The sequence below is a fragment of the Serratia sp. CoH_122_TC_1 genome, from assembly GCF_058191755.1.
Map to the genome: position 1 here is coordinate 204,124 of NZ_JBXWLA010000001.1, position 18,179 is coordinate 222,302.

The following is an 18,179-nucleotide window of genomic DNA, read 5'->3' on the forward strand; positions in this document are numbered from 1 at the left end:
GCTTTTTACCTTAAAATCAAGTACGGATAGAGTTGATATCTCCCCGGGCTTATCTAATGCATGAATTTGATTAAGACAGTATACCGATGCTTTGTTTGATGAAGGTATTTGAAGATAATGAAAGCACATCAACACCATGATGCTTCCCAAAACTTTCCTTAGTTGACAAGCGACGGAATGCATCAATTACACTAGAGGCATCAGGGTTACAAATCTTTATCAACCGAGAGTATTTAGGATTTTCTTGAATAAACATATCTAATCCAACAGAGGGCTCGGTGATAACATAAGCGCCACCAGCAATACCTAATAAAATTCGCGGTTCAAAATTGTCACAATCATCTGCTGCGAAGTTCACAACAACCTTGGATCTAGATATATAAGCTGATAACTCCTTCCAATCCAAACCGTTTTCAATCCAGACAAATTTAATATTTGATTCTTTTATTTTTGAAAAAATTTGTGACCGTCGTGACGATGCACGGCCAAAAAAAAGCATATCTATATCGCGCTGTGATTCATGTTTAAAACAAGAAAGATTGACAGGAAGAAAATGATACTTCATTTTCATATCCAATGCATCAAAAAACCCTTTTCGTGATTTATCATAATGATAAATATTAGCATTCGGGTCAAGATCACGCAGACAGTGCATGAACTTCCTGACACCTAACCATTGAGACTGTTTATTGCTAAATGGGTTCGAAGGATAAATTTCACTGGAGAACTCAATTTGATGAATACCTCGCAACTTATACAACTGACTTCTAACAACATCCCCACGAAAAATATAAAGTAAATCTGGCTTTAACTTATTACAATACTCAATCAGGGATATATCTTCTTTCCACGGATTGTAGTTATAAGTTTCAAAAACCTCATCACTGGAAGAAAAATGTGGTGAGAACCACTCTACCGGCCCCACATTTACTACTTTTAATTTACCCATTATAAATAAACCAGTTGAATTTTTCCGAGTACAAGTCATTAAAGTCATATTTAATAAGTTCATCTTTCGAATATATGATTTTCTCTATAATCTTAACTTCTACATGAGTATGCCACCCTAACTCTGTCCGCTCGCTTTCAGAACGTTCCAACCGTTTAGGAGAATACTTGCTTTTAGCATGGTCGATAGAACGAATACTGTAGTGGAAACGCGGTAAGCGAATAGGGAAAACATCTTTTCCTTTAAACACCACATCATGACCTCCCATACAACTCAGATCGACCGCTTCATCACCCTGTAACCAAATTTTGTTTTGCAGGCCATAAGATATAATAGGCGATATACGATAATATTCGAAATGACTTACAGGATCACCAATGGTAAAAGTATTATCAATAGGTGTAAAATCTAGCATGCGGAGAGATACAGCATTGTATCCCATTTTTTCTATTGCATGCAAAACATATTTTATTTCATGGTTATAAAATGGTGGTATGGTGACTTCATCACTATCCTGATGAATAATCCAACGCCCTTTAAAATTAAGGGCAATTTTAGATTTCAAATCAAGCATCAATTTCCACTGGTAATCATTTGTCGGCCCCTCCTCTGGAAAATGTTTAATATCTAGAATAGAGTCAAGTTCATCTTTTAGTTTTTCAATGACTTTCCAAGTACCATCACTCGACCAATTATCAATAATGATCTGTTCGTAACCTAATCGATCATTTTCCCGAACGATAGATTCGATAATGTCATGGTCATTGTAGGTTGTCATGATGATGATCGGTTTCTTTACATCATTATTATTACTTAGTTGCAAAACCGTACGATTTAGCTCATCAAACTTATTATAGTAAGCCTCATTGTCTTGTAGAGTTAATTTATAACTCTTCAACCAATTAGAGTATCGGTAAAGCGAAACTAGATTACTAACAAATGGAATCTTGCCTGTAATATAGATATAAGCGCGTCTGACATAACGATTTTCTTTCATTTTTTTGATGATTCTTTGTTTCACTTTACGTTCCCACCAAAGGTTAATTCAACTATAAAATCTTTACGTACGATATTATCGTGCCATTGTCCTAATGGTAATACCTTCGTCATGTCTCTCTTAAAAAGAGAAAAGAAGGACTTCTGTTTTTTGGGGATTAGAGACAAAATATTGAACGGGTAAGTATTTATTTTGACTGTTTTTCCAGCAACAATTCCATTAAGCAACCCTCCTTTTATTGCTGCTACAGGGCTTTCATTTTGGTGAACCAGCAGATTGGTATTTCCCGTTTTTCTAACTAAGCACTCTTCCGAACTCATCTCTATTATCGTTTTAGTCAGAACATTAAAGTTATTTTCATCTGCGAGCGACAACATATCATCAAAAGATAAACGGAGGTTCAAGGGTACATATTCAGCCATTAGCGCATCTAATATATACCAACATTCATCGTCAAAACGCTGGCCTGCACTGCGAATATTTTCATGGATTTTTAAAGCAATATTGGAAAGAAAAACATCGGAATCACAATCCAAACGCTCTATTTTAATGCTACGCTCAACTTTTGCCTCTAAATATTTACTCATAATACAAAGCAAAGTCGCTTTAACATTCGAATGGTTATTAGAAATAGTCAAACCACACAGCATTCTGTCAGTGAATCCGTAATCCATCAGTAGTCGGGAAAACTCATCTTGTGTCCACTCCCGAACATGATAAGGATTAGCCGGTGGCCCATAATCGAAATAACCACGTTCCTCAACCCTATCTGGCGTTGATAGAACAATCGCTTTAACTGATTTTTTACAACGAAAAAAGAACTCTAGTAAAATCTCAGGATTAGCTAAATGTTCGATAACATCACTACAGACAATCACTGCATCTTTTAAGATTTCCTCGTCAATTTCTGGTATGGAAATATCAAAATCAGCAGTAATATACTGCACGCCATCATATTTTTTAACAACATTGTTAATTATATACTCATGATCAATCAATATTACAATACAATCTTCTTTATACTCTTTGACCGCTTCGACTTTACTACCATCACCACAACCGATATCAATAAGATATTTAGCATTCGTTTTTTTCACCAATTCAAATGCAGATTTATAAACTAAAGGCTGATAGATGGTATCATCAAGAGAATCATGCCCGTCAATGTAGTTATCGAAATCGAGCCTGGAGTTATAGTCAACTGGTAAACGATAGTTATTTGTCATCCAGTATATCCACCTTACATTCGTTCAATTGGACATATCCCGCCTGAGGAGAGTCCTCATTGGAATAAATACTAACTTTTAACACATTATAAACGTGTACTAAAACTTCACTATTTCCAGGAACTCCATCATCCAAACCTATTGCAAGTAAATATTCGCCTGGACGAACTTTAGGAACCTCGGCGGTGAAACGCACAGTCCCTCTTAACCCAACACCCTTGCCTTCAGAAAATTCAACATTAGTATTATCTGTATTGAAATGGAATACAGGTTGATTTAACTCATTAAAGAGGCCAATCGCCCATAAAGGTTTGTTAACCTCACATTCCAACTGATATTTTATATCAACAATTAAAGATAACTTATCTGAAACAAGAGATGTAGGGTTCCAATTCCCATTTATATTCACTTTAGCAGCACTGAGATAATATCCAGTTTTAGACTCAATATGGCTACCGGCAGAGATTGGGAAAAAATTCTCAATATTGCACTCTTCATCAACCAGAGCATTTTCTGTTGAAGAGTTTGCCTTCAAGCCGCCGACCATAAAGTTCTCATAGGCTCTAACAACTTTTTTTGGTTCTCCATCCAGTTTCACTTTACCATCTTGCAACCAAATAGCACGATCACAGAAAAGTTCGACCATTCGAGGGCTGTGAGAAACAAAAATAAACGTACAACCATTAGCTCTTAGCTTTTCGATTAATCGCAAGCATTTTGTTTGGAATTGTAAATCTCCGACAGATAAGGCTTCATCTACGATTAAAATATCAGGTTCCATTTGCGATGATATTGCAAATGCTAAGCGAATAAACATGCCGCTGGAATAAACCTTTACCGGCTGATCTATGAAAACACCGATATCCGCGAAGTCGATGATCTGCGCTACTTTTTCTGGTGTTAACGTGACACCATAAATTGTAGAGCTCAGCTCAATGTTCTCACGACCGGTAAATTCGGGGTTAAAACCAGCCCCCAACTCCAGCAATGCTGATACATTACCATTGACGGTAATTTGCCCCGTAGTTGGCGGAATGATGCCCGCCAGTATTTGTAATAGTGTCGACTTTCCAGCACCATTCTTACCTAAGATACCAACAGCCTCCCCTTTTTTAACATCTAGGCTAAAGTCCTGTAAGGCATAAAATTCTTTACTTTTACCTAGGCGACCATTAGTAAAAAGATCTAAAAAACGCTGTTTAGGGCTATCGTACATCTTATATCTTTTTGAGATATTTTTTATAATTAAACTATAGTCATAGGACATCAGCAAAACCTCGTTTTGATTTCCTAAAGAAAACATACCCCAAGGAAGTCACCGATATAGAAATCGACAAAGCAATAATATAGTCCTTAAGAGGTGGTATGATTGAAAATATCGCAACACTGCGTACCATTTCAATGGTACTTGCTATAGGATTCACCTCAAATATTATTCTGTATTCTTCTGGTACGGCAGAAACAGGGTAAAACACCGGTGATGAGAACATGAGGAGCATTACAAGAACACCGATAAACTGGCCTACATCTCGAAAGTAAACGCCTAGCGCAGAAATAAACCAACTACTGCCCAAACTAATTAATACAATTGGTAAAATATAAATTGGAACAAGTAAAATAGTAATCGGCGGTATACCATGATATATAATGGTAATTAAAAACCATGGTATAAGACCCATGCAAAAGTTAAAGATTGCTGTAAGCGTGCCAACAACGGGTAATATAGTCACTGGGAATATCACTTTTTTCACAAAGTTTGCATTACCCGTAATTAGCCAAGGAGCTCGTGAAACACTATCAGCAAAAATATTGTACGTTAACATCCCAATAAATAAAACAATAGCAAAGTCTCCTTTGGATGTATCGAAACCAGCCCAGCGGGATTTGAAAACACTCCCAAAGACGAATGTATATACCAACAACAATAACAATGGAGTAAATACGGCCCATAAATACCCAAAGAAAGAACCTTTATATCGTGAAGATATTTCTCTTTTTGTTAAATTTACAATTAGTTTTATTATAGAACTTCTTTGAGTATTCATTATTTTACTCTTGAGTTGTGTATATATAATCTTTATTTACGATGAAGAAACCGAACATTATGATTATCTATTAATACAATATTTATTTAGTAGTTAAAGCAAGGATACTAAGTTATCTTAAAGATTGAAAACCAACCAGTACGGTTGCTTTCCCACATCACCAGGTAGCTCACGTAGGCACATTAGCAATAGCGCACATCTTGCCCCTGATAAGGATAGCGTTGTGCCAGTATCGGAACCAAGCGATGACATACTGGTCCTTAGCAACCTAACCAAGAAAAAATCCTTTTAAAACATAAAGTAAAGATCAATTTCAAGCCCTGACCCCTGCACAATAATTAGCAGACTACGCTATAAAATTTATCCACGCTACCGCCCTTAGCTCACAGTTGCCAATCACTGATCTCCCTCCATGAACACACAGAGGCCATAAACCCTTGCGACTGTAGATAAAGCACTTACGATAATAACTTGGAGTCCAAAGTCGTCCCATTATAAGGGCTCTCAGAGGCTTTTTCGAGTAATATACTAACATTTTATTAGGGAGAAGGTCTCTATATGGTATGTTTTCAGCCAAATCCGAATTCAATAATCAGTAAAAACCTAACTACGACACTACCGAAAGCTGTTATAACTACTAATCCAAGAACAGAACGGATAAGCGTATTATTTATTTTGGGTTGACAAAACATATAGACAGTTATATCTAAACAATATGTGACTGATGTTAAACTCATTAAACATTTGGGCAGAAACCTTGACCTTCCTATATTACGCATTTTACCAAACAAGATAATACCTAACGTTAAAACCTTTAAAATAACTTCATCTCACAGCAGTGATGCTACATGTCAATAGTTTTTAAATCAGAAAGTTTCACACATCGATAACTACCTGCTTTACCCCCTTTCGCACTAGATTTTGAAGAGTAATAATTCAACCGTCATAGCTCAATAATTGAGCAAAGCCTTTCAACTCGCTAAAAGTTTTAGTACTTAGGAAAATCAGTTAGAGTTTTCGATATTGACTATAAAATAATGGCTATTATCTTTCTATCTAAGAAATAGCCACTATGGTTTTTATATTACTATCTCAATGGTTAGTATCACTACAGCATATTATTGACATAATGATGTAAGCAATACATGTTAGTCACTTTGATAACCCTGAGGGTTTTTTTGTTGCCACGTCCATGCATCACGCATCATAGTATCAAGATCTCGAGTTGCTCTCCAACCCAGTTTTTCAGCTGCCAGTTCAGGTGCCGACCAACATTCTGCTATATCCCCTTCGCGCCGCGGGACAATCTGATAACCTACTCTGCGTTCAGAGGCTTTTTCAAAAGCATGTAACATTTCAAGCACTGAATACCCAATACCAGTACCTAAATTGTACACTGCGAAACCTTTGTGATCGTCAATATGATCAATCGCCTTAAGATGCCCCTCAGCCAAATCCATTACATGGATGTAATCACGAACTCCTGTGCCATCTGGTGTTGGATAATCGTTACCAAATACAGAAAGCTTTTCCAGCTTACCTATGGCTACCTGAGCAATATAAGGTAATAGGTTGTTAGGAATACCGTTAGGGTCCTCACCAATCATGCCAGATTTATGGGCCCCTACCGGGTTGAAATAACGCAGTGCAGTAATCGAAAACTGAGGTTCGGCTTTAGCAAAATCCTGTAATATCTGTTCTGCCATCAGCTTTGAGGTACCATACGGATTCGTTGTTCCCCCTACGCGGGAAGTTTCAAGCAAAGGAACCTGCTCCGGATTACCGTAGACAGTTGCAGAAGAGCTGAAGATAAACTTGTTAACTCCCGCATGGCGCATCTCATCGAGTAAAACCAGCGTACCAGAAACATTATTTTGATAATATTCGAGAGGTTTGCGTGTCGACTCCCCAACCGCCTTCAACCCGGCAAAGTGGATCACTGCATGAATATCATGGCTGGCGAAGATGCTACTGAGGCATAGTCGATCCTGAATATCACCCCGGTAGAAAGTCGCTGCTTTACCAGTCAGTTGTTCAACACGGCGCAATGACTCTTCAGATGAATTCGACAAGTTATCGACCACAACCACCTCGTAACCACGCTCCAACAAGGTCAGCACAGTATGAGAACCAATATACCCAGCACCGCCAGTGACTAAAATCGCCATAACAACTCCCTATGCGCTTCCGTAGCGCAAAAAGTAATAATTTGTACTCTATTCTAGCCTGCAAGTCAGTCAGATGTATCCGGCTTCCAACAAGATAAACTAAAAGTCCCCTGTGGCTTCTACCGGAAAATGAATTCCGGGTAACTATAACGCATCAATTCCACGCTCAACAATTATGTCTATATTTTTATGTCACAATAGCTTTCATCACCGTTATTTTAGGATACTTATTTTTATAAATGAGAGTCATAAAACAAATAAACTAAAACCATTAAGCGCCACATCCATATTCATTCAACCGATAAATTATTACTTTTTGCAATAACATCATCAATACGCTCCTTCCATAAGGAAAGAGCTACACTCTGACTTTTTATTTTAGTGCAGTTAAGAACAGAATATTTCGGTCTCTTCGCTGGTGTTGGATACTGAGCCGTAGTAATCGAATTAACTACTGGCATATTTTTTATTACCCCTTGTTTTAGGGCAGATGAGAAAATGATTTCAGCAAACCCATTCCACGTAACAGTTTCATTACCGCAGAAATGATAAATGCCACCTGTTACATTTTTCTGCAACAGCACAATAATGGCCTGTGCAATATCACCTGCATAGGTAGGGCAACCAAATTGGTCAGACACCACACCCAGCGTGTCACGCTCTTGTGCCAACCGCAGCATCACTTTGACGAAATTATTACCGTACTCACTGAAAACCCAAGCGGTACGGATAATGAGTGCTTCAGATTGAACACGGGCAACGGCAATCTCACCCTCGAGCTTGGTTCTGCCATAAACACCTAATGGATTCGTCGTTGCTGTTTCAACATAGGGTGTATCAGACTCGCCATCAAATACATAGTCTGTTGATATATGCACTAAACGAGCACCAACTTCGTTCGCCGCCCTAGCCAGATTTTCCGGCCCGACTGCATTGATCAAAGTTGCGCTATCAAGTTCTGTTTCTGCTTTATCAACTGCCGTAAACGCCGCAGCATTCACAATGCAATCAGGCTTAAACTTACCAACTATTGTGGTGACAGCAACAGAATCAGTGATATCCAATTGCTGACTATCGGCTGCCATTAGGATCCAATCTGCAGGAAGGCGGTCGATAAAGCAACGTCCCAGTTGCCCTGCTGCACCAGTCAAAAGTACACGCATCAGAAAAGCTCCCTAAATAGTTTTCCCTGCAAATCCTTCGGCGACAGCAATGGATCGCTGACTGGCCAATCTACACCGACTTCTGGATCGTTCCAAAGCAGGCAACCTTCATTACTTGGATCATAGTAATCGGTACATTTATATTCAAAATCAGCAGATTCTGAAATGACAACGAAACCATGTGCAAGTCCTGGCGGAACCCAAAGCTGGTTTTTGTTTTCTTCTGACAGGTAAACCCCAACCCATTTTTTGAAGGTTGGCGAATCAGAGCGGATATCAACAACCACATCAAAGACTTCACCACGAACACAGCGTACTAACTTGCCTTGCGGTTTAGCCGTCTGAAAATGCAATCCGCGCAAGACACCTTGCGAAGATCGGGAATGATTGTCCTGTACAAACTCGGCATCAATACCGAGCAACTCCTGATACCGACTCTTTTGAAATGTTTCCATGAAGAAACCGCGGTGATCGCCGAAAACCTTGGGTTCAATCAGCTTTACACCTGCGACCTGTGTCTCAATTACTCTCATTAGGAACCTGCCCACAAAAACTTTACCCAGAGACCTCGAATTATGCTTATGAACGTACGCTTTCACTGAGTTTACACACCACTGTTAAGGCATTTATGAATGAACCTTAAACAAACTCGCATACGTATGACAGAAATAATATAGGGTCTACGAAGGCCTGTGAGACTAGCACAATTTGCAAAAACATCCGATATCGTAACGTAAAAAAAATGCATAGCGGTTGCACTCCTCTGAACAAAATCAATCTTAACTACATGTTTTTCATTTACTTTAATTTTAAATCACCACCAAAACCGAAATTTAGGCAGCGTATATGGTTACATATTATGCTGTAATATTTACCAATTTAGCGATGAGTTACGAACCACTACTTCTAGAGCGCACACCCACCGTCCATCTGTCTTACTGCTGGTAACCCTGCGGGTTGTTCTTCTGCCAATTCCAGGTATCCCGCATCATTTCATCAATACCACGCCGGACTTCCCAGCCCAACTCACGTTTTGCTAGATTGGCATCGGCCCAGAATGCAGACAAATCGCCGTCACGGCGCGGTAATATTTGATAAGGTATTTCCTTGCCTGATGCTTTTTCAAAAGCATGCACCATCGCCAATACCGAGTGCCCTATCCCCGCGCCCAGGTTGTAAGCTTTAAAACCCTCGACTTTCTTCAGGTAATCCATGGCCATCAGGTGGCCTTCTGCCAGATCCATCACGTGGATGTAATCACGCTCCCCGGTGCCATCTTCCGTTGGATAATCCCCACCAAAAATGCCCAGCTTCTCAAGCTTGCCAATCGCTACCTGAGAGATGTAAGGCAACAAGTTGTTTGGAATACCGTTGGGATCTTCACCAATCAAACCAGATTCGTGTGCACCTACCGGATTGAAGTAACGCAAAGCGATTATGGAAAACTCCGGCTCCGCTTTGGCGAAATCCTGCAGAATTTGCTCAACCATCAACTTTGAAGTGCCGTAAGGGCTCGTGGTACCACCGATTGGCGTGGTTTCTACATAGGGAACTGGGGAGTTCGCACCATATACCGTCGCTGAAGAGCTGAAGATAAATTGATGTACACCGGCCCGTCGCATCTCATTCAGCAATACCAAAGTCCCGGCAACGTTGTTCTGATAATACTCCAACGGCTTGCGGGTTGACTCACCGACGGCCTTCAAGCCAGCAAAATGGATCACCGAAGAAATACCATGGGTATCAAAAATACGACGCAAGCATTCTCCATCCAGGATGTCACCTTGATAGAAAGTGGCTGCTTTGCCCACCAGCTGTTCGACGCGATGCAATGACTCCTCTGACGAGTTCGACAGGTTATCCAACACGATGACCTCTTCACCGCGCTCAAGCAGGGTCAATACCGTGTGGGAGCCGATATAACCCGCTCCCCCAGTGACTAAAATAGTCATAATAACTCCTTTTATGAATACACTAGTTTGTTGGCTCTAGAATGAAGGATTATCTTAGCTTTTCCTACTATAAAAAACTTTAGAATTAATCCGAAATCCGCCCTCACAATCCATTAACATTTAAAATAACTTAGCCACACTTTTCATCTAAACACAATTTTAAAAACCATCGCCTCACCACTATAAATTAACAGTGACCTAACCATTTCCAATCGACCTAACAGTTCTAAGAGAAACATTATTTTAATTTGAGCAAGAATAGAACCATCATATAAATAAAAGCAGAACGAATTGGCCATTAATAAAATAACGGCCGCTCACTGCGGCCGCCGACACATAAAAACTTTAACTAAATTTAATCAATATGCAGACTTGTGTACAAAACCTTTAAAGACAGTCAGAAATATTATTTTTATATCAAGCCATACACTCCAATCTCTAATATACTCTAGATCATACTCAACACGTTTCTGCATTTTATCCAAAGTATCTGTTTCGCCTCGCCAGCCGTTGATCTGCGCCCATCCAGTTATCCCCGGTTTAACTTTATGCCTAAGCATGTAACCCTCGATAAGGCTTCTGTATTGCTCATTATGAGCTACCGCATGCGGCCTAGGCCCAACAATGGACATTCCGCCAAGCAATACATTGAAGAATTGTGGTAATTCATCTAAAGAGGTTCGTCGTAAAAAGGCACCCACTTTAGTTACCCTGGCATCTCCTTTTTTAGCCTGAGTAACAATATTGTCATTTTCCATGACGGTCATCGAGCGAAACTTCCACACCCTAATAGGCTTACCATCCATGCCATAACGCGTTTGCCTAAAAATGACTGGACCAGCAGAAGTGAATTTAACAGCACCTGAAATCAATAATAAAACTGGCGAAATGAAAATAAGTATTAAGAAGGACAGTAGAATATCTTCAACTCTTTTAAATACTTTATTAATCCCGTTGAGAGGTGTATCAAACAATGGAACAACTGGAACCCCATTAACTTCCTCTGTTCTTGATTGCAAAATATTGAACGTAAAAACATCAGGAATAAACATGACAGAACAAGTTGTATCTGTTAATTGGCTGAGTATTTTTTTAAACTTACTCTCTTCACTCATATTCATCGCAATATAGACATAATCAATCCGCCCTTGACGAGCATCCTCAACCAACTTGTCTAAATCGCCAGAATATCTTATTTCACTGTCATTAAAGCTCTGGATGTCATCATAAACACCCTCAACAACAAATCCTAACCATGGGTCATCTTTGAAACTTCTGAGCAACTTAATGCCAATCGGCATTGAACCAGCCACTGCAACCCTACGTGTATTATATCCTAAATTACGTACCAGCCCGGCAAGAAAACGGATTGCTGATCGACAGAACATAAATCCGAGACAAACGGAGAAGTACCAACACATGAATACTTCAAATGTAAAGTTGGAGTTAGGCATAAATGATGTTATTCCGGCGGTCACTATCAGGCTTAACGTCCAATTTTTTAAAATCAACCTCAACTCCGTCGAAAATTTTCCCCCACGCCAAGAGCGATAAAAGTCAGTTATACCACCAATCATTTGGAATACGACTAAAGCGATTAATGTGACTAACACATGCTCATAATTAAAGCCATAGCCATTTATCGCACTAGAGACATAACCGCCAAAGAAAATAATAAAAATATCAGAAAAACGCTGCACCATAGAAATAATAGATGCATTAGCATTGGAGTGCGCTCGCTGATGTTGTATTTTCATAATAAAACCACTCTTTTTTTTAAAGGGGCGTGCCAAGCCGATTGAGCTAAAATCGAAAGTAAAAGCACGCCGCTTATATTATTCATTTAATAAATCAAGTAATTCTTTAACCTTCTCTTTCATCAAGACATTATTTTCTCTCGACTCAACATTAAGGCGAACTACCGGTTCAGTGTTGGATGAACGCAGGTTGAAACGCCAGTCGGCAAACTCCATGCTGATACCATCGGTATAATCTGCCTCACCGCCCTGCGCCAAATAATGCTGTTTGACGCTTTCAATAGACGCCGCAGGTTGAGTCAACTTGATGTTGATCTCGCCGGAGGATGGGTAAGCAGCAATACGATCCTGCACCAGCTGCCCCAACGTTTGGCCTTTCACACTGACCAATTCAGCGACCAGCAACCATGGGATCATGCCGCTATCGCAATAGGCAAAATCGCGGAAATAGTGGTGGGCGCTCATCTCACCACCGTAGATGGCGTCTTCCGAGCGCATACGCTCTTTAATAAAAGCATGCCCGGTTTTTGACATTACCGGCACACCGCCAGCCCCGCTCACCACATCAATCGTGTTCCAGCTCAGGCGCGGATCGTGAATAATTTTTGCGCCTGGTTGTTTTTGCAGGAAAGCTTCCGCCAGCAGGCCGACGATATAGTATCCCTCGATAAAGTCGCCTTTTTCGTCAAACAGGAAACAACGGTCAAAGTCACCATCAAAAGCGATCCCCATATCCGCACCGTGTTCGCGCACCGCATTGGCGGTATCTGCACGGCACTCAGGCAGCAATGGATTGGGAATACCATTGGGGAATCTACCGTCGGGTTGATGATGAACTTTGATAAACTCCAACGGGGCGTTCATAGCCTTAAGGGATGTTTCAATGGCATCGATCACATGACCGGCTGCACCATTACCTGAGTTGATCACCAGTTTCAACGGTTTGAAGTTTTTTACGTCAACGTATGAAAGTATGTGTTCTACATATGCACCAAGCACGTCCTGACGAATATAGCTGCCACGCACTGCAGATGGGGCCGGGAATTGGTTGTTTTCCGCTAACTCTTGTATAGCGCGCAGACCGGTATCCCCACTGATAGGGCGCGAACCTTCACGAACCAATTTCATACCGTTGTAGTCGATCGGGTTATGGCTGGCAGTGACTTCAACGCCGCCATCGGCCTTCAGATGTGAAGTGGCAAAATACACCTCTTCAGTCCCGGTCATGCCAATGTCGATAACGTCGGTACCCGCATCTTGTAACCCTTTTGCCAGGGATAACTTCAGGCTTTCACTCGTCAGGCGCACATCGCTCCCCAGCACAATGCTCTTTGGCTTTAGGAACTCACCATAAGCACGACCGATGCGGTAGGCAATATCATCATTCAATTCTTCACCTAGTTTACCGCGAACATCATAAGCTTTAAAACACGTTAACTTTTCCATCACCAAACCCTTTAATTAGACTCTGCCGTACCGATCATGCAAACGCTCAATATCATCTTCTTCCAGGTAAAGCCCTGATCTGACCTCGATAATCTCAAGATCGATTTTCCCTGGATTTTCCAGTGTATGGACACTGCCTGCAGGTATGAAGGTGGATTGATTTTCTGATAAGAAGAACGCTTTATCATCAACATTCACTTTTGCTGTACCACTGACGACCACCCAGTGTTCGGCACGATGAAGATGGCGTTGGACAGATAGCCCTTCTCCGGGGCGAACAATGATTTTTTTTACCTGGAAGTGCTCACCGCTGTCGATATCACAAATCTTACCCCAGGGACGATAGGAGGAGGAATGTTGCCGGAAGTGATGAAGATTACGCCTTTTTAGCTCATCAACCACTTTTTTAACGTCCTGAACTCTGTCCTTAGTCGAGATCAGCAACGCATCATTGGTGTTAATCACTATCAGGTCATCTAAGCCGATAGTAGCAACTAACGCAGCATCGGATGAAATATAGTTATTGTTTGAATCAATGGAAATAATCTCACCGACGTTCACATTCCCTAATTCATCTTTTTCAGAGACTTCCCACAGCGATGACCATGAACCTACATCGCTCCAGCCGGCATCAATCGGGATCACCACAGCATCTCGCGTTTTTTCCATCACTGCGTAATCGATAGAATCACTTGGGCAATGCTTAAATATCTCCTGATCAACACGGATAAAGTTCATATCACGTTGGCTGTCGACCACAGACTGCTGCGTTGTAGCGAAAATTTCGGGGCTGAACTGCTCCAACTCTTGCAGGAACTTGGCCGTTTTAAACATGAACATGCCACTGTTCCAACTGAATTCACCGCTCGCCAAATATTCAATGGCTTTTTCCAGACAAGGCTTCTCCACAAAAGCGTCGACTTTAAAGCATTCGCTAGAAAGCTCACTGCCACGCTTGATATAGCCATAACCCGTTTCTGGATGCCCAGGAATAATACCAAAGGTCACCAGGCTGTTTTCGGTGGCATGCTGAACAGCCGTTTTTATTGCCGCGTGGAAGTTATCCACCTTTTTAATCAAATGATCGGCTGCCAACACCAGCAGTATACTGTCTTCTTCTGCTTCTGCGGCCAAATGCGCAGCCAATGCAACGGCTGGAGCTGTGTTACGCCCCACAGGCTCTAAAATAATGTTGGTTGCCAACTGATCAATTTCACGTAGTTGTTCAGCAACCAAAAAACGATGGTTTTCATTGCAGATCACCAAAGGTGCTGCAACCTGCACGCCTTCCAGCCCAGACAAACGTTGTAGTGTTTGCTGCAACAAGCTAAATCCGCTGTCATCGATAGATAAAAATTGCTTGGGGAATGACTCACGTGAAAGTGGCCATAACCGACTGCCAGTACCACCAGCCATAACCACAGGTATAAGTTTTGACATTATAAACCCTTTACTCCGTTGTCTTTCTCATAAACGAGAACGTCGCTTATCATCAGCCTATCCGACCATTATAAAATCCATTCCTCTGCACACAAATATTTACGTTTGTTATGTTAAAAGCTGCGTACTTTCAGAGCTATCAAGCGCTCAAATGAAGCATTCGAGTGCAATCAACGAAAAATGAGCCGTGCAGGCCGACGATGGAAGCAACTATTGACCGCTAACATAGCGTATTCATGCAAAAAAGAGCAGCTTGACACTGCTCTTTCAGATTAATACTCATGGTAAATAAACAGCCAGAACTGACCTAATGGTTATATGAGAAATACTGCGCTACGCGCTTAACATCCTTTTCATCCAGCGTTCCCGAATCGCTCAACAATGTGATCCACGATTTTATGTAGGTGTACTTGGCCGAAGCCAGGTCACGCTGGGCACTGTAGAGTTGTTGTTCGGCATTGAGCACATCAACGTTAACGCGCTGCCCCGCCAAGACACTTTGACGTGTTGCCGTTACCTGCGTGGTCGCTGATTTAACCGCCAGTTCGTATGCAGCCAACTTTGCTCGACTGCTGATGCACAGATTGAATTGTTTACGCAGATCGTTCAGCGTACTGCCGACTTGCGTATCCATTTCATACATCGCTTGGCCATATCGTGCCGCCGCCTGGCGAGTCGAGGCGGAAACGCCGCCGCCGGCATAAATAGGCATACTTACTTGCACACCAATACTGTCGGTGCGGTACTTCTGGTTGACCGTGTTATCGCTACTGGAGTCGTTTTCCGAGTGTGAAGCATAAAGCTGCACCTGCGGCATAAAGCCCGCGCGGTTACGCTCTACCTCATACTTCGCTGCATCAACGCCGTGACGTGATGCAGCCAGCATCGGGTTATTTTCGAGAGCGATTTTTTGCCACTCTTCAAACTTTGAAGGAATCAATGGCGCTACCTGGAATTTCCCAGGACGCAACACCTGTACCTCATCCAGTTGGTTAAGTGGCACGCCAATAATGACCTCGAGCTCACGCTGAGCCGAATCTAACGCATCGCGCGCTTCAATCTCCTGAGCTTCTGCCAAGCTATAGCGAGCCTGAGTTTCAGAAACGTCAGTAATGGTGCCTTCCCCTGCACTCATCAAACGATCATTCAGTGCCAACTGCTCTTTATAAGCCGCCTTTTGCGCTGAAGCCAAAGCGATTTGGTCTTTGGAATAAGCCACTTCAACATAGGCAGAGATCACCCGTACCGCCAAGTCCAGAAACTTGCCGCGGTAGCGTTCGTCAGACATCAAGGTCTGCGCCACACCAGCCTTATAGCGCGCATAAGCCTCATAGTCGAACAGCGGCTGCGTCAGCGTTACCGAACTGGAATAACTGCGGTACTGCTGCCGTTGAGTCACCTCGCTCACATTGCCAAAAAAGTCACTCGACGGATACTTCTGCGTCTGCCAGTTTCTCGGTGAGTTCTGATAATTAAGTGATACCTTCGGCAGCAGCCCCGCCCTGCCGATGTTTTCGTTTTCGTCTCCCGCTTCTTTCTCTTTTATTGCCGCCCGGAAGGTCGGATCTTTCTCAAGTGCCAGCGAATATGCGTCTATAATCCCTATCGAATAAACCGGCGCAGATATCGCAAACAAGAGGGTACTGATAGTAAGGCCAGCAACCTGTCGTTTAAATTGAATCAAAATTATTCCTCGGTTAATGAAGTATGAGCGCGATCCAAAATAGGTTTAAACAGATAACTTAACAGTGAACGCGAACCGGTCTTCACAAAGACCTCAACAGGCATACCGGGTTTAATGTCTTCCCCACTGAGCAATTTCATGCCCTCTGGGGAAACGGTAACCTGCATTTGGTAATAGGGTTCGCCATTGGTTTTGTCCACCAATCGGTCGGCAGAAACCAATGTCACCGTCCCCGGGATTTTCGGGGTCTTGTTCTGGTTGAAAGCGGTAAACATCAAATCCACCGGCAACCCGTTGTACACTTTGTCAATCAGCTCTACCTTAAGGCGAGAATCAACCACCAGAGTAGCCTGGCTGGGTACAACGTCCATCAGGTGGTCACCCGCTCCCACGACGCCCCCCTGAGTAAAGATATTCAATCCGACGACGGTGCCATCCACCGGCGAAGTGATAGCCGTATTACCAAGATCAAAATTCGCCATTTCCAGCTTGTTTCTGAACTCGCTGGTGTCCATCTGAGTCTGTGCCAGTTGGGTTCTGACCTCACGCTGATAGTCGGCAAACCGCTGATCGATCCGTTGCTGAGACTCCTGCAGCTGTTTTTGTACCTGACCAATTCGTCCGACGGTTTCATCAATGCTGCTGTTCACTTCCGCAAATTGACGCTGCACTTCCAGATAGCGGTTACGCGGTAAATAACCGTCCGCGGCTAATTGCTTCATGCTGTTCATCTGTTCACGGAGGCTGGAAAGCTGGATCTGTTTGTTAACCCGAGAATCCTGCAAGCCTTTCAGTTGAAAGCGCATACCGTCCATAGACTGTTTATAGCCATCAACTTCGCTTTGTAGCCCTTGGCGACGAGACGAAAATAACTGCGTTTGTAATGCGATGATTTCGGCTACGCGTGGCTGAGCCTGGATTTGTTCGAAAACGGGGGAAAAAGTGACCTTACTTAAACCGTCGCGTTCAGCAAGCAGACGGCCTTCAGTGGCCAATGTGGTGTAATACTGATCGCGAAGAGAATCAACCTGTGCCTGAGCCTGTACCTGACTCAATTGCACCAACACCTCGCCCGCTTTAACCTTGTCGCCTTCTTTAACTGCAATGTTTTTGATGATACCGCTGGCCGGTGCCTGTACCGTTTTGCGATTGCCAGAAACGGTGACCGAGCCAGGTGACGCGACCCCTTTATCCAGTGGCGCAAACGCTGCCCATGCGAAAAAACCAAACAGACCAAGACCAACCACTAACCACCCCATGCGGGTAAAGCGCCGCTCATCCTGTGGGATTTGTTCTGAATACGAGTCTTGCGGCTCGCCAATGTGCGTAGACATACCAACTCCTTTGACTGC

The 18,179-nt window shown here is 42.4% G+C and carries 14 protein-coding genes; all 14 read right to left on the minus strand.

What is annotated here, in order from left to right; all coding sequences use genetic code 11:
- Positions 1–70 precede the first annotated feature (70 nt).
- Positions 71–949, minus strand: coding sequence for a hypothetical protein (locus tag AC2FC2_RS00915; RefSeq protein WP_490658546.1), 879 nt, complete (start codon positions 947–949; stop codon positions 71–73).
- A complete protein-coding gene (locus tag AC2FC2_RS00920) occupies positions 942–1,970 on the minus strand; it encodes a hypothetical protein (RefSeq protein ID WP_490658547.1) in 1,029 nt (342 codons plus the stop codon). Before AC2FC2_RS00920 ends, AC2FC2_RS00915 begins: the two co-directional genes overlap by 8 nt.
- Positions 1,967–3,172, minus strand: coding sequence for a methyltransferase domain-containing protein (locus AC2FC2_RS00925; protein ID WP_490658548.1), 1,206 nt, complete (start codon positions 3,170–3,172; stop codon positions 1,967–1,969). Before AC2FC2_RS00925 ends, AC2FC2_RS00920 begins: the two co-directional genes overlap by 4 nt.
- The gene (locus tag AC2FC2_RS00930) at positions 3,162–4,439 is read right to left on the minus strand and encodes an ABC transporter ATP-binding protein (protein WP_490658549.1); all 1,278 of its coding nucleotides are present in this window, start codon (positions 4,437–4,439) and stop codon (positions 3,162–3,164) included. Before AC2FC2_RS00930 ends, AC2FC2_RS00925 begins: the two co-directional genes overlap by 11 nt.
- Positions 4,429–5,217 carry an ABC transporter permease gene (locus AC2FC2_RS00935; RefSeq protein ID WP_490658550.1) on the minus strand — a complete coding sequence of 263 codons (789 nt, stop codon included), beginning with the start codon at positions 5,215–5,217 and terminating at the stop codon, positions 4,429–4,431. Before AC2FC2_RS00935 ends, AC2FC2_RS00930 begins: the two co-directional genes overlap by 11 nt.
- Positions 5,218–6,365: 1,148 nt before the next feature.
- The gene (galE, locus tag AC2FC2_RS00940; protein ID WP_490658551.1) at positions 6,366–7,385 is read right to left on the minus strand and encodes a UDP-glucose 4-epimerase GalE; all 1,020 of its coding nucleotides are present in this window, start codon (positions 7,383–7,385) and stop codon (positions 6,366–6,368) included.
- 290 nt (positions 7,386–7,675) lie between these two features.
- Entirely contained in the window at positions 7,676–8,548 is an 873-nt protein-coding gene (gene rfbD / locus AC2FC2_RS00945; RefSeq protein WP_490658552.1) for a dTDP-4-dehydrorhamnose reductase, read from the minus strand.
- Positions 8,548–9,081 (minus strand): dTDP-4-dehydrorhamnose 3,5-epimerase, encoded by a 534-nt coding sequence (gene rfbC / locus AC2FC2_RS00950; protein WP_404759993.1) that lies wholly within the window; start codon positions 9,079–9,081, stop codon positions 8,548–8,550. Before rfbC ends, rfbD begins: the two co-directional genes overlap by 1 nt.
- A gap of 402 nt (positions 9,082–9,483) precedes the next feature.
- The gene (gene galE, locus AC2FC2_RS00955) at positions 9,484–10,500 is read right to left on the minus strand and encodes a UDP-glucose 4-epimerase GalE (protein WP_490658553.1); all 1,017 of its coding nucleotides are present in this window, start codon (positions 10,498–10,500) and stop codon (positions 9,484–9,486) included.
- A 359-nt stretch (positions 10,501–10,859) separates the two neighbouring features.
- Positions 10,860–12,257, minus strand: coding sequence for an undecaprenyl-phosphate glucose phosphotransferase (wcaJ, locus tag AC2FC2_RS00960; RefSeq protein ID WP_490658554.1), 1,398 nt, complete (start codon positions 12,255–12,257; stop codon positions 10,860–10,862).
- Positions 12,258–12,335: 78 nt separating this feature from the next.
- Positions 12,336–13,703, minus strand: coding sequence for a phosphomannomutase CpsG (gene cpsG, locus AC2FC2_RS00965; RefSeq protein ID WP_490658555.1), 1,368 nt, complete (start codon positions 13,701–13,703; stop codon positions 12,336–12,338).
- 15 nt (positions 13,704–13,718) lie between these two features.
- Positions 13,719–15,143, minus strand: coding sequence for a mannose-1-phosphate guanylyltransferase/mannose-6-phosphate isomerase (locus tag AC2FC2_RS00970; RefSeq protein ID WP_490658556.1), 1,425 nt, complete (start codon positions 15,141–15,143; stop codon positions 13,719–13,721).
- Positions 15,144–15,450: 307 nt separating this feature from the next.
- Positions 15,451–16,827 (minus strand): TolC family outer membrane protein, encoded by a 1,377-nt coding sequence (locus AC2FC2_RS00975; protein ID WP_490658557.1) that lies wholly within the window; start codon positions 16,825–16,827, stop codon positions 15,451–15,453.
- Positions 16,828–16,829: 2 nt separating this feature from the next.
- Positions 16,830–18,161 carry an HlyD family type I secretion periplasmic adaptor subunit gene (locus AC2FC2_RS00980; protein WP_209632465.1) on the minus strand — a complete coding sequence of 444 codons (1,332 nt, stop codon included), beginning with the start codon at positions 18,159–18,161 and terminating at the stop codon, positions 16,830–16,832.
- Between the last annotated feature and the right edge of the window lie 18 nt (positions 18,162–18,179).

What these genes read in the sequence shown, in the direction of transcription:
- AC2FC2_RS00915 (WP_490658546.1), bottom strand. Translation starts at nt 949, where the DNA reads ATGGGTAAATTAAAAGTAGTAAATGTGGGGCCGGTAGAGTGGTTCTCA.
- AC2FC2_RS00925 (WP_490658548.1), bottom strand. Translation starts at nt 3,172, where the DNA reads ATGACAAATAACTATCGTTTACCAGTTGACTATAACTCCAGGCTCGAT.
- AC2FC2_RS00930 (WP_490658549.1), bottom strand. Translation starts at nt 4,439, where the DNA reads ATGTCCTATGACTATAGTTTAATTATAAAAAATATCTCAAAAAGATAT.
- AC2FC2_RS00935 (WP_490658550.1), bottom strand. Translation starts at nt 5,217, where the DNA reads ATGAATACTCAAAGAAGTTCTATAATAAAACTAATTGTAAATTTAACA.
- galE (WP_490658551.1), bottom strand. Translation starts at nt 7,385, where the DNA reads ATGGCGATTTTAGTCACTGGCGGTGCTGGGTATATTGGTTCTCATACT.
- rfbD (WP_490658552.1), bottom strand. Translation starts at nt 8,548, where the DNA reads ATGCGTGTACTTTTGACTGGTGCAGCAGGGCAACTGGGACGTTGCTTT.
- rfbC (WP_404759993.1), bottom strand. Translation starts at nt 9,081, where the DNA reads ATGAGAGTAATTGAGACACAGGTCGCAGGTGTAAAGCTGATTGAACCC.
- galE (WP_490658553.1), bottom strand. Translation starts at nt 10,500, where the DNA reads ATGACTATTTTAGTCACTGGGGGAGCGGGTTATATCGGCTCCCACACG.
- wcaJ (WP_490658554.1), bottom strand. Translation starts at nt 12,257, where the DNA reads ATGAAAATACAACATCAGCGAGCGCACTCCAATGCTAATGCATCTATT.
- cpsG (WP_490658555.1), bottom strand. Translation starts at nt 13,703, where the DNA reads ATGGAAAAGTTAACGTGTTTTAAAGCTTATGATGTTCGCGGTAAACTA.
- AC2FC2_RS00970 (WP_490658556.1), bottom strand. Translation starts at nt 15,143, where the DNA reads ATGTCAAAACTTATACCTGTGGTTATGGCTGGTGGTACTGGCAGTCGG.
- AC2FC2_RS00980 (WP_209632465.1), bottom strand. Translation starts at nt 18,161, where the DNA reads ATGTCTACGCACATTGGCGAGCCGCAAGACTCGTATTCAGAACAAATC.